The organism is Streptomyces sp. NRRL S-87 (genome assembly GCF_000719335.1).
In the GTDB taxonomy this organism is placed as follows: Bacteria; Actinomycetota; Actinomycetes; order Streptomycetales; family Streptomycetaceae; genus Streptomyces.
In genome coordinates, this window is record NZ_JOGB01000004.1 from 14,376 (window position 1) to 26,689 (window position 12,314).

Below are 12,314 nucleotides of genomic sequence, written 5' to 3' on the forward strand. Positions count from 1 at the left end.
CGAAACCGTTTCGTTTCGTGGGCCGCCGGGAGTATCGTCGTACGCGTACGGAACGGTTTCGTTCGGCTCGCCGGACGGACCGCTGGACGGTCGGAAGGTCGAGGAGGCCGGAAGATGGCGGACACGGGCGTCGCACGGCGCAGCCGGATCACCCCCGAGCGGGAGGCCGAGCTGCACGAGGCCGTGCTCGAGCTCCTGCGCGAGGTCGGCTACGACGCCCTGACGATGGACGCCGTCGCCGCCCGTACGAAGTCCAGCAAGGCGACCCTCTACCGCCAGTGGGGGAGCAAGCCGGAGCTGGTCGCGAAGGCCCTGCGCTGCACCCAGCCGGTCTCCCTGCGGGAGATCGACACGGGCACGCTGCGCGGCGACTTCGCGGTCATGGTCGAGAACTCCGACGACGCGCAGATGGCCAAGGACACCGCGCTCATGCGGGGTCTGGCCCATGCCGTCCACACGAGCCCCGAGCTGCACAGGGCGCTCCGCGAACTGCTCATGGAGCCCGAGATCACCGGCCTGAACGCGATGCTGCGGCGGGCCGTGGACCGGGGCGAGGTGGCCGCCGACTGTCCCGCCCTGACCTACGTGCCCCACATGCTCATCGGCGCCTTCATCGCGCTGCCGCTGATGGAGGACCGGTGTCCGGACCGGGCGTTCCTGGCCGACTTCATCGACTCCGTGGTCTTCCCCGCCCTCGGCGTCTGACACCGCGGCGTCCGGCACTCCGCCGGCCGCACCGCACCGACCGCACGTCCCGCACAAGCCCCATCAGGACCACCTGACACGCCGCTCTCGTCGTCGGGCCGGATTCCGCATGCCCTGATCCACACCACGACCGGAACGGGAGACCCATCTCGTGGCCACCTTCCTCTACCGACTCGGCAGGGGCGCCTTCAGGCGCCGCCGCCTCGTCGCCCTCGTCTGGGTGGCGCTGCTCGTGCTCGCCGGCTTCGGCGCGTCCTCGGCGGCGACCCCGACCTCCAGCTCCTTCTCGATGCCCGGCACGGAGGCCCAGAAGGCCTTCGACCTGCTGGAGAAGCGTTTCCCCGGCTCGCGCGCCGACGGCGCCACCGCCCGGGTGGTCTTCAAGGCCCCGGCCGGCCGGAAGATCACCGACCCGGCCGAGAAGGCGCAGGTCGAGAAGGCGGTCGCCGACCTCAGGTCCGGCTCGGACCAGGTCGAGCGCGTCGTCGACCCGTACCAGGGCCAGGCGGTCAGCCAGGACGGCACCACCGCCTACGCCCAGGTCACCTACAAGGTCAGCGGCATGGAGCTGACCGACGAGACCCGTGAGGCCCTCAAGGGCTCCGGCAAGGCCGCCCAGGCGGCCGGCCTGAAGGTCGAGATCGGTGGCGACGCCCTCATGGCCGTCCCCGAGAGCGGCCCCGGCGAGGTCGTCGGCGTGGTCATCGCCGGCATCGTGCTGGTCATCACCTTCGGCTCGCTGGTCGCGGCCGGGCTGCCGCTGCTGACCGCCCTGCTCGGCGTGGGCATCGGCGTCTCCTCCATCACCGCCCTGGCCAACGTCCTGGACCTCGGCACCACCACCTCCACCCTCGCGATGATGATCGGCCTGGCGGTCGGCATCGACTACGCGCTCTTCATCGTCTCCCGCTACCGCGCGGAGCTCGCCGAGGGCCGCGAGCGCGACGAGGCGGCCGGCCGGGCCGTCGGCACGGCCGGCTCCGCGGTGGTCTTCGCGGGCCTCACCGTGGTCATCGCCCTCGTGGGCCTGGCCGTCGTGAACATCCCGATGCTCAGCAAGATGGGCTTCGCGGCCGCCGGCACCGTGGTCATCGCCGTCCTCGTCGCCCTCACCCTGATCCCGGCGATGCTCGGGTTCGCCGGCCGCCGCGTGCTGCCCATGGGCACCAAGAGCAAGCTGTTCGGCGGGAGCGCGGCCAAGGCCGCCGCGGCCGCCGGGAAGCCCAACATGGGCACCCGCTGGGCCCGCTTCGTCCTGCGCCGCCCGGTGACGGTCCTGCTCGCCGGCGTCATCGGCCTGGGCGCCGTCGCCATCCCGGCGGCCAAGCTGGAGATGGGCCTGCCGGACGACGGCTCGCAGCCGGTCTCCACGACCCAGCGCAAGGCCTACGACATGCTCTCCGACGGCTTCGGCCCGGGCTTCAACGGCCCGCTGCTGGTCGTGGTCGACGGCGGCAAGGCGGTCGCGGACAAGACCGTGGACGACATCAAGGGCATGCAGGGCGTCGTGGCCGTCACCCCGCCGACCATGAACAAGGCCGGCGACACCGCGATGATCACCGTGGTGCCGAAGGACCGCCCGTCCTCCGCCGCCACCGAGGACCTGGTCCACACGATCCGCGACAAGAGCGGCGACGACGTCCTGGTCACCGGCCAGACCGCGATGAACATCGACTTCTCGCAGAAGATGAACGACGCGCTGCTGCCCTACCTGGGGCTCGTCGTCGGCCTCGCCTTCCTGCTCCTGATGGTGGTCTTCCGCTCGGTGCTGGTCCCGCTCAAGGCCGCCCTCGGCTTCCTCCTCTCGGTGGTCGCCGCCCTCGGCGCGGTGGTCGCGGTCTTCCAGTGGGGCTGGCTGGGCTCGCTCTTCGGGGTCGAGCAGACCGGTCCGATCATGAGCATGATGCCGATCTTCATGGTGGGCGTGGTGTTCGGCCTGGCGATGGACTACGAGGTCTTCCTCGTCACCCGCATGCGCGAGGCGTACGTCCACGGCGAGCGGCCGGGTCAGGCCATCGTCACCGGCTTCCGGCACGGCGCCCGGGTGGTCGTGGCCGCGGCGGTCATCATGATCGCGGTGTTCGCGGGCTTCATCGGCTCCAGCGAGCAGATGGTCAAGATGATCGGCTTCGGCCTGGCGGTGGCGGTGTTCTTCGACGCCTTCGTCGTCCGCATGGCCGTCGTCCCCGCCGTCCTGGCCCTGCTGGGCCACAGGGCCTGGTGGCTGCCGCGCTGGCTGGACCGCCTGCTGCCGAACGTGGACGTCGAGGGCGAGGGGCTGCGCAAGCACCTCGGCGACGACGCCTCCCACGCCGCCGGCCAGGGGCAGGCCGACCCCGACGCCGACCCCGAGCGGGAGCTGGTCCGCGCCTGACCCCCGCTCAGCGCTGAACCGAGGGCCCGGCCGCACTCTCCTGGTGCGGCCGGGCCTTGTACGTGGGGCCGGGCGCGTACGTGCGGCGCAGGAACCGGCGCAGCGCCGGGGTGTCGAACTGCACCACCGCCACGCCCTCGGGGGAGTGGAACTCCACGATCGTCTGGACCCGCCCGCACGGCCACACCCGGACGTCCCCGCTGCCGGTCGGGGACTGCAGCCCCGTCTCCAGCAGGGTGCGCGAGAAGACCCACTCGTTCTCCGACCCCTCGGGCGAGAGGCCCGCGGGGAAGACCACCCGTACGGCCAGCGGCTCCGAGGGCAGGAAGCGGAGCGCCACCGGGATCGTGCGGTACAGGGGGTCGTCGGTGACGACACGGCCGCGGACGCGCTCTTCGATGGGAGAACTCACGGACCGGACTCCTCACACTCGCGACCTTTATCCCAAATGTCGCATATTTTCCGGCGGGTGCTCGTAGGGTTTTTGGTATCCGGACGCTCTTGCTACCTCTTTGCAACTGGGCTCTATTATCAAACGTTGCCCGGCCGGGCCCCGAAGAGCACAGGAAGCGGAGCATCCATGCACGTCCCCGACGGATTCATCGACGCCCCGGTCTCCGCGGCCGCCGCAGTGGTGGCCGCCGGAGCCGTCGCCGTCAGCCTGCGCGGCGCCCGCCGCGAACTGGGGGACGCCTCCGGAGCCGCGGGCTTCGGAGGAGAGCGGACCGCGCCGCTCGCGGGCCTGGTTGCCGCGTTCATCTTCGCCGTGCAGATGCTCAACTTCCCCGTCGCCGCAGGCACCAGCGGGCACCTGCTGGGCGGCGCCCTGGCCGCCGTCCTCGTCGGCCCGTACACCGGCGTGCTCTGCGTCGCCGTGGTCCTGCTGATGCAGGGCATCCTGTTCGCCGACGGCGGCCTGACCGCCCTCGGCGTCAACATCACCACCATGGGCGTGGTGACCGTGCTGGTCTCCTACGGCGTCTTCAAGGGGCTGGTGAAGGTCCTGCCCAGGACCCGCCGCTCGGTCACCGCGGCGGCCTTCCTCGGCGCACTGCTGTCCGTACCGGCCGCCGCCGCGTTCTTCACCCTCCTGTACGCCGTCGGGGGCACCACCGACGTCCCCGTCGGCAAGGTGCTGACCGCGATGGTCGGCGTGCACGTCCTCATCGGCATCGGCGAGGCCTTCATCACCGCCCTGACCGTGGGCGCCGTCCTGGCCGTCCGGCCCGACCTCGTGCACGGCGCCCGCGGCCTGACCACCCGGCTCAAGCTCCGCATCGGCGGCGAGCTCGTGGACGCTCCCGCGGCGGTCCCCCTCGCCGCGGCGAGGGGCCGCTCCACCAAGAAGGTGTGGGCCACCGGCCTGGTCACCGCCCTCGCCCTGGCGGGCTTCGTCTCCTTCTACGCCTCCGCCAGCCCCGACGGCCTGGAGAAGGTCGCCGCCGACAAGGGCATCGACAGCAAGGTCGAACCGCACGCCGCCGCCGACTCCCCGCTCGCCGACTACGGCGTCAAGGACGTCGCGAACGCCCGCCTCTCCGGCGGCCTCGCCGGCGTGATCGGCGTCGGCGCGACGGTCGTCGTCGGCTCGGGCGTCTTCTGGGCTGTACGGCGCCGCCGCGCCGAGCCCGCCCCCACCACCCCCTCTCCGGTGGCCTGACGTGGGCGCGGGCCACGCCCACAAGCTTTTCCGGCACGGACACTCCCCGGTCCACCGGCTGCCGCCGCACTGCAAGCTCGCCGCCGCGTTCGGCTTCGTCGTGGTGGTCGTCGCGACCCCGCGCGAGGCGGTCTGGGCCTTCGGCCTGTACGCCGCCCTGCTCGCCGGGGTCGCGGCGGTCGCCCGCGTCCCCGCCGGCTTCGTACTGCGACGGATGCTGATCGAGGTGCCGTTCGTCCTCTTCGCCGTCCTCATGCCCTTCGTCGCGCAGGGCGAGCGGGTGGAGGTGCTCGGCACGTCCCTCAGCGTCTCCGGCCTGTGGGGCGCCTGGAACGTCCTGGCCAAGGGCACGCTCGGGGTCGCCGCCTCGGTCCTGCTGGCCGCCACCACCGAACTGCGCGAGCTGCTGCTCGGCCTGCAGCGGCTGAAGCTGCCGCCGCTGCTCGTCCAGATCGCCGCCTTCATGATCCGCTACGGCGACGTGATCACCGACGAGCTCCGCCGGATGTCCGTCGCCCGCCGCTCCCGGGGCTTCGAGGCCCGCGGCGTACGCCACTGGGGAGTGCTGGCCAAGACGGCCGGTGCCCTGTTCATCCGCTCCTACGAGCGCGGCGAGCGGGTGCACCTGGCCATGGTCAGCCGGGGCTACACCGGGACCATGCCGGTGATCGACGACGTGACCGCTTCGCGCACGCAGTGGGCGTACGCGGCCGCACTGCCCGCCGCGGCCAGCGCCGTGTGCCTGATGGGATGGACCCTGTGACTGCCTCCGACACCCCGACCCGCCCCGCCCCCTCGCTGGAGGTCGCCGGCCTCGCCTTCGCCTACCCCGACGGCCACCAGGCCCTCTTCGGCGTCGACCTCAGCATCGGCCGCGGCGAGCGGGTCGCCCTGCTCGGCCCCAACGGCGCCGGCAAGACCACCCTGGTCCTGCACCTCAACGGCATCCTGGGCGGCGGGGTCGGCACCGTGAAGGTGGCCGGCCTGCCCGTCGAGAAGCGCCACCTCGCCGAGATCCGCCGCCGCGTCGGCATCGTCTTCCAGGACCCCGACGACCAGCTCTTCATGCCCACCGTGCGCGAGGACGTCGCCTTCGGCCCGGCCGCCGCCGGACTGCGCGGTGCCGAGCTGGAGGCCCGCGTGCGCGCCGCGTTGGAGCGGGTCGGCATGGCGGAGTACGCCGACCGGCCCCCGCACCACCTGTCCTTCGGGCAGCGCCGCCGCGTCGCCGTGGCGACCGTGCTGGCCATGGAGCCCGAGATCCTCGTGCTCGACGAGCCCTCCTCCAACCTCGACCCGGCCTCGCGGCGCGAGCTGGCGGACGTCCTGCGCTCCCTCGACGTGACCGTGCTGATGGTCACCCACGACCTGCCCTACGCCCTGGAGCTGTGCCCGCGCTCGGTGGTGCTCAGCGAGGGCGTGATCACCGCCGACGGCCGCACCCAGGACCTGCTGTGCGACGACGCGATGATGCGCGCGCACCGGCTGGAGCTCCCGTTCGGCTTCGACCCGCGGTCCGTCACCGTCTCCTAAGGTCCGTCACCGTCTCCCAGGGTCCGTCACCGTCTCCTAGGGTCCGTCACCGTCTCCCAGGGTCCGTCACCGTCTCCTGGCGTCCGGTGCCGACTCCCGGTCCGGAGTCCGGGATTCCGACTCCCGGACCCGGAAGCAACGCGGATCGTTTCACGTTGCACCATGTTGGTCGGCGCCGGTCGGGTCCGGTCGACGCCGGACGCATCGGACGGCACCCTCCCCGGGTGCCGGTGGCAGCACAGCGAGGAGCAGGAACGTGGAGGGCGAGGTCCAGGGCTTCGTGGCGGACGGGTACGAGCCCGTCAGGGACGCCTTCGTACGCAACTTCACCGACCGGGGCGACCGCGGCGCCGCCGTCACCGTCTACCGGGACGGCCGCCCGGTCGTGGACCTGTGGGGCGGCGTACGGGACGCGGACGCGCCGGCCGGGCCGTCCGCGCCGTGGGCCGAGGACACCGCGCAGGTCGTCCGCTCCGCCGGCAAGGGCGTGGCCGCCGCCGTCCCCCTGCTCCTGCACGAGCGCGGGCTGCTCGACCTCGACGCGCCCGTGGCCGAGTACTGGCCCGAGTTCAAGGCGGGCGGCAAGGAGCGGGCCCTGGTCCGGCACCTGCTGTCCCACCGGGTCGGCGTCCCCGCGCTGGACCCCGGGCTCACCCCGGAGCAGGCCGTGGACGGCACGTCCGGGCCGCGCGCGGTCGCCGAGCAGACCCCGTTCTGGGAGCCGGGCACCGACCACGGCTACCACGCACAGACCTTCAGCTGGTTGCTCGGCGAGCTGGTGGAGCGGGTCGCCGGCCGCTCGCTGGGCCGCTGGCTGGCCGAGGAGGTGTCCGGCCCGCTCGGCATGGACCTGTGGATCGGCCTGCCGACCGACCGCGTCCACCGGGTCGGCCGGGTCGCGGCCGTCGAGCCGCCGCCGGTGGCGGCGGGCGGCCTGAGGACCCGGCCCCGGCGCAACGTCACCGCGGCCTACGACGACCCGGCCTCGCTCACCCGCCGGGCCTTCGCCGCGATCGACCCCCTCCCCGACGAGAACGACCCCGGCTACCGGGCCGCCGAGCTGCCTGCCTCCAACGGCATCGCCACCGCCCGCGCCCTGGCCCGCTTCTACGCGGCCACCTTCGGCGAGGTGGAGGGCGGCCACCGGCTCTTCGCCCCGGCCACCACCGCCCTGGCCGGGCAGGAGTTCGCCGCGGGCCCCGACCGGGTGCTGGTCGTGAACACCCGCTTCGGGCCGGGCTTCATGCTGCACGGCCCCGCCTCGCCGCTGCTCTCCCCGGCCTCGTACGGGCACCCCGGCCGCGGCGGCTCGCTCGGCTTCGCCGACCCGGACGCGGGCATCGGTTTCGGCTACGTCACCAACGCGCTCGCCAGGTCCGTCACCGCCGACCCGCGCGCCCAGGCGCTGATCCGGGCGGTGAAGGCGGCCACGGCCTGAGCAAGCCGTCCCCCCGGGCGCGGCCGTCCCGGCCGGGCGCGGCCGTCCCGCCCCGGGGCCGTCACCCCGGGGCCGTCACCCCGGGGCGTCACCCCGCCCTGAGCACCGTCGCCACCAGCGGTCCCGCGGCCTCGCCGCCGTGGCCGCCGCCCGCGACGTAGGCCGCCGCGGCCAGGTCGCCGCTGTACCCGGTGAACCAGCTGTCCGGGTTCACCCGCCCGTCGACCTCCGCCGAACCGGTCTTCGCACCCTTCGGCCCGGGCACCCCGGCCATCGCACCGGCGGCCGTGCCGCTGACCGCGGTCTGCCGGAGCAGCTGCCGCAGCTGGGCGGCGACCTCCGGCTTCATGGCCCGCTCGGCGGTGGCGACCGGCCGGTGGTCCCAGTCCGCGGGCACCAGCACCGGCTGGCGGAACACCCCGGTCTTGGCGGTGGCGATGACGGAGGCGACGGTCAGCGGGTTCATCCGGACCCGACCCTGCCCGATGTACTCCGCGGCCGCCTCCGCGCCCGCCGCCTCCGGCACGTCGCCGTCGAAGCTGGCCACGCCGGTGCGCCACTCCAGACCCAGTCCGAAGACCTCGCGGGCCTCCCTCGCCAGCGCCGCGTCGTCGTCCACCGCCTTGATCTTCTTGATGAAGGCCGTGTTGCAGGAGCGGGCGAAGGCGGTGCCGAAGCTGCTGCCGGACAGCGAGAAGCCGCCCTGGTTGCGGAAGGACTTCCCGTACCAGGACACCGTCGCCGGGCACTCGGCCGGCCCGTCGGCCGTCACCAGGCCCCGGTCCAGCAGCATCGCGGCCGTCACGATCTTCAGGGTGGAGCCCGACGGGGTGGTGCCCAGCATGGCCGCGTCGAAGCCGTCCGCACGGTGGTTGGCCACCGCCAGCACGTCGCCCGTACTCGGCCGGAGCGCCACCACCGAGGCGTCCTGGTACCGGAGCGCCGCCCGCTCGGCCGCCGCCTGGAGCCCGGCGTCCAGCACCGTCCGGACGGACCCCGGCCGGCCGGGGTCCACGGTCAGCAGCGTCCGCTTCGGCGCGTCCGCGCGGGCGGGCTCGATCCACAGCTCGGTGCCGCCCGTACCGCCCGCCCGGGGGGCGTACCTGGCCCGCAGCTCGTCGAGGATCCGGCGCAGCGACGGGTACGCGCCGGCGGTGAGCTCCTTGCCGTTGCGGTCCGTGATCCGCACCGGCGGGGCGTCCGGGGTGCCCGTCCGCAGCTTCTCGTCCTTCCGCAGCTGCGGGTGCAGGACCGCGGGCTGCCAGTCCACCAGGGGCTTCTTCGAGGTGAGCCCGCGCACGACCGTCAGCGAGGAGGCGTACGCCAGCGGCTTGCCGTGCCCGCCGTACGAGACCTCCGCGCGGACCGTGAACGGGACCAGGGCGCCCCGGGGCGTACCCGGGGTGATCACCGCCCGGGTGATGTGCGCCTTGGTGCGGTAGTCGGCTACCGCGTACTGCGTGGCCTCGGGGTCGTTCGACAGGTCCGCCGCGGCGCGGGCGTCGCCCGCAGCCCATGCGGCGAGGAACGCCCTGGCCGTGGTGAGCACCTCCGCCGCGGTCGGCGGGCCCGATCCGACCTCCGCGGCCGTCGCCGCCGCCGGGCCGCCCTCCCCGGCGTCCCCCACCATCGCGTACATCCCGTACCCGGCCCCGCCCGCCATCGCCAGGAACACCCCGACGGCGATCGCGCCCTTCGTCGCACCCCGCATCCCACGCCCCTCCCCAGAGCACTTTTGAACGCGCTCAAAATAAGCGGGAGGCCCGTCCCGTGTCCTGAGTACCTGTACTCAGACCCCCGGACTCGGCCGAAAACCATCGGGCGGGTCGGGGCGGGACGGGCCGCCGGGCGGTGCCGTCAGACCCAGGTGTCCAGCCACATGCGGGCCCGCCACTGGTCCATCGGCAGGGTCTGGCCGGTGTAGACGGGCCAGAAGTAGATGAAGTTCCAGACGATGAGCAGGACCAGCACGCCCGCCCCCACCGCGCCGAGCGTGCGCCGGCGCTCGGAGGAGCCGGGCGGGCCGAGGAGCGCGCCGACCGTCATCGCCACCGCCAGGCACAGGTACGGGACGAACACCACCGCGTAGAAGAAGAAGATGGTGCGCTCCTGGTAGTTGAACCAGGGCAGGTACCCGGCCGCCACGCCGCAGGCGATCGCGCCCGCCCGCCAGTCGCGCCGGAAGAACCACCGCCACAGCACGTACAGCAGCGCGAAACAGGCCGCCCACCAGAGCAGCGGCGTGCCCAGGGCCAGCACCTCGCGGGCGCACTTGCCGGTCTCGCTGGCCGGGCAGCCGTCCGTACCGGGCGCCGGGGACTCGTAGAAGTACGAGACCGGGCGGCCCAGGACCAGCCAGCTCCAGGGGTTCGACTCGTAGGTGTGGCCCGTGGTCAGGCCCACGTGGAACTTGTAGACCTCGGTCTCGTAGTGCCACAGGCTCGTCAGCCAGTCGGGCAGCCACGCCACGCCGCCCTGCTTGGCCGACCAGTCGCGGAAGTAGCCGCCCTTGCCGTCGTCCGGGCTGAGGATCCAGCCGGTCCAGGAGGCGAGGTACACGCCGATCGCCACCGGCACGGTGGAGGCGAAGGCCGGCAGCGCGTCCCGCTTGAGCATCGCCGCGTACGGCGCCCCGGCACCCGCCACGCGGCGCGCGGCCGCGTCCCACAGGACCGTCAGCACCCCGAAGAACGCCAGCACGACCAGGCCGTTCCACTTCGTGCCGAACGCCAGGCCCAGGCACACACCGGCCAGCAGCCGCCACGGCCGCCACCCCAGGCGCAGCGTCTCCGCGACCTGCGCGTCCGGCCGCACCCGGCCGTCCGCGTCCACCGGCAGCGCCGCCGCGAGCCGCCGGCGGGCCCAGTCCCGGTCGATCAGGAGCGACCCGAACGCCGCCAGCACGAAGAACATCAGGACCAGGTCCAGCAGTGCGGTCCGGCTCATCACCAGGTGCAGGCCGTCCACCGCCAGCAGCAGGCCCGCCAGGCAGCCCAGGAAGGTCGACCGGAACAGCCGTCGGCCGATCCGGCACAGCATCAGCACGGACAGCGTGCCGAGCAGCGCGGTCATGAACCGCCAGCCGAAGGGATCGAAGCCGAACAGCCACTCGCCGGCGCCGATCACCCACTTGCCGACCGGCGGGTGCACGACGTACCCGGGGTCCAGCGGCAGGGCCACCCCCGACGGGTCGCCGATGATCGCCTTGTCGACGTCCTTGGGCCAGTTCAGCTCGTAGCCCTTGTGGATGACCGCCCAGGAGTCCTTGGCGTAGTACGTCTCGTCGAATATCACCGCCTTCGGGCTGCCCAGGCGCCAGAACCGCAGGGCCCCGGCGACCAGCGCCACCAGCAGCGGGCCCGCCCACGCCAGCAGGCGCGCGGTCCGCTCCCCGGCGGCCGCGGACATCCCGAACACCGCCCACAGCCGCGGCGAGGGCTGCGCGTACGGGGGGACCAGGCGCGTCCGGACGTCGGCGGCCGGGGCGGCCGGCACGTACCCGAACCGGCGCAGCCGGCGCGGCCAGGCAGGCGTCTCGTCGCCGGCGGGGGCGGACAGGGCCCCCGCGGGGCTGGGCTGAGGCGTCGCGGTACTGGTCACCGGGTCATCGTAGGGAACACATCTGTGTCAGACCCCTGTTCCGGGCTGCGAGGATGGACGGGTGACAGATCAGCAGCCGCACACCAGCAGCCACCAGCCGAGCTCCGCCGGAGTGCTCGTCCTCGCCGGAACCCCCATCGGGGACATCGCGGACGCCCCGCCGCGGCTGGCCGCCGAGCTGCAGGGCGCCGACGTGGTGGCCGCGGAGGACACCCGGCGGCTGCGCGGTCTGACCCGGGCCCTGGGCATCCACACCTCCGGGCGGGTCGTGTCGTACTTCGAGGGCAACGAGTCCGCCCGCACCCCCGAGCTGGTCGAGGCGTTGGAGGGCGGCGCGCGCGTGCTGCTGGTCACCGACGCCGGCATGCCCTCGGTCTCCGACCCCGGCTACCGGCTCGTCGCGGCGGCCGTCGAGAAGGACATCAAGGTCACGGCCGTGCCCGGCCCGTCCGCCGTGCTGACCGCGCTCGCGCTGTCCGGACTGCCCGTGGACCGGTTCTGCTTCGAGGGCTTCCTGCCCCGCAAGGCCGGCGAGCGGCTCGGCCGGCTGCGCGAGGTGGGCGAAGAGCGCCGCACGCTCGTCTACTTCGAGGCCCCGCACCGGCTCGACGACACCCTCGCCGCGATGGCCGAGGTGTTCGGCGCCGACCGGCGCGCCGCGGTCTGCCGCGAGCTGACCAAGACCTACGAGGAGGTCAGGCGCGGCCCGCTCGGCGAGCTCGCGCAGTGGGCCGCCGAGGGCGTACGGGGCGAGATCACCGTGGTCGTCGAGGGAGCGCCGGAGACCGGGCCCGAGGAACTGGACGCCGCGGAGCTGGTGCGGCGGGTCCGGATCCGCGAGGAGGCCGGGGAGCGCCGCAAGGAGGCCATCGCGGCCGTGGCTGCGGAGGCAGGGCTACCCAAGCGCGAGGTCTTCGACGCGGTGGTGGCGGCAAAGAATGCGGCTGAAAAGAGCCCCCAGGACGGTAAAGGGCTAACCTGAAAAGCAAAGATCAGACCGCGCA

At 73.6% G+C, this 12,314-nt stretch carries 10 protein-coding genes; 7 read left to right on the forward strand and 3 right to left on the reverse strand.

The genetic code is table 11. The features are described from left to right. Positions 1–114: 114 nt before the first annotated feature. A complete protein-coding gene (locus IF43_RS0103900) occupies positions 115–705 on the forward strand; it encodes a TetR/AcrR family transcriptional regulator (RefSeq protein ID WP_030193783.1) in 591 nt (196 codons plus the stop codon). Between the two features lie 151 nt (positions 706–856). Then, positions 857–3,079 carry an MMPL family transporter gene (locus IF43_RS0103905; protein ID WP_030193787.1) on the forward strand — a complete coding sequence of 741 codons (2,223 nt, stop codon included), beginning with the start codon at positions 857–859 and terminating at the stop codon, positions 3,077–3,079. A gap of 7 nt (positions 3,080–3,086) precedes the next feature. Here the strand turns inward: IF43_RS0103905 and IF43_RS0103910 are convergent, their stop codons facing one another. After that, entirely contained in the window at positions 3,087–3,491 is a 405-nt protein-coding gene (locus IF43_RS0103910; protein ID WP_051794648.1) for an SsgA family sporulation/cell division regulator, read from the reverse strand. A 168-nt stretch (positions 3,492–3,659) separates the two neighbouring features. Here IF43_RS0103910 and IF43_RS0103915 point away from each other — a divergent pair, with 168 nt between their 5' ends. The 4 genes from IF43_RS0103915 (at position 3,660) to IF43_RS0103930 (ending at position 7,710) form a co-directional block, all read left to right on the forward strand. Beyond that, positions 3,660–4,739 (forward strand): energy-coupling factor ABC transporter permease, encoded by a 1,080-nt coding sequence (locus IF43_RS0103915; protein ID WP_030193794.1) that lies wholly within the window; start codon positions 3,660–3,662, stop codon positions 4,737–4,739. A gap of 1 nt (position 4,740) precedes the next feature. Beyond that, positions 4,741–5,502 carry a cobalt ECF transporter T component CbiQ gene (gene cbiQ / locus IF43_RS0103920; RefSeq protein ID WP_030193797.1) on the forward strand — a complete coding sequence of 254 codons (762 nt, stop codon included), beginning with the start codon at positions 4,741–4,743 and terminating at the stop codon, positions 5,500–5,502. Then, the gene (locus IF43_RS0103925) at positions 5,490–6,272 is read left to right on the forward strand and encodes an energy-coupling factor ABC transporter ATP-binding protein (protein WP_030193800.1); all 783 of its coding nucleotides are present in this window, start codon (positions 5,490–5,492) and stop codon (positions 6,270–6,272) included. Before cbiQ ends, IF43_RS0103925 begins: the two co-directional genes overlap by 13 nt. 256 nt (positions 6,273–6,528) lie before the next feature. After that, a complete protein-coding gene (locus IF43_RS0103930; protein ID WP_030193803.1) occupies positions 6,529–7,710 on the forward strand; it encodes a serine hydrolase domain-containing protein in 1,182 nt (393 codons plus the stop codon). An 88-nt stretch (positions 7,711–7,798) separates the two neighbouring features. Here the strand turns inward: IF43_RS0103930 and IF43_RS0103935 are convergent, their stop codons facing one another. After that, positions 7,799–9,421 carry a penicillin-binding transpeptidase domain-containing protein gene (locus IF43_RS0103935; protein ID WP_030193806.1) on the reverse strand — a complete coding sequence of 541 codons (1,623 nt, stop codon included), beginning with the start codon at positions 9,419–9,421 and terminating at the stop codon, positions 7,799–7,801. Between the two features lie 146 nt (positions 9,422–9,567). Further along, on the reverse strand, positions 9,568–11,310 hold the full coding sequence (locus IF43_RS0103940; RefSeq protein WP_030193809.1) for a dolichyl-phosphate-mannose--protein mannosyltransferase: 1,743 nt from the start codon (positions 11,308–11,310) through the stop codon (positions 9,568–9,570). Between the two features lie 61 nt (positions 11,311–11,371). On the opposite strand from IF43_RS0103940, the gene rsmI reads away from it, so the two are divergent. Next, complete coding sequence (gene rsmI, locus IF43_RS0103945; RefSeq protein WP_051794650.1) at positions 11,372–12,292, forward strand: 16S rRNA (cytidine(1402)-2'-O)-methyltransferase; 921 nt, start codon at positions 11,372–11,374, stop codon at positions 12,290–12,292. Positions 12,293–12,314 lie beyond the last annotated feature (22 nt).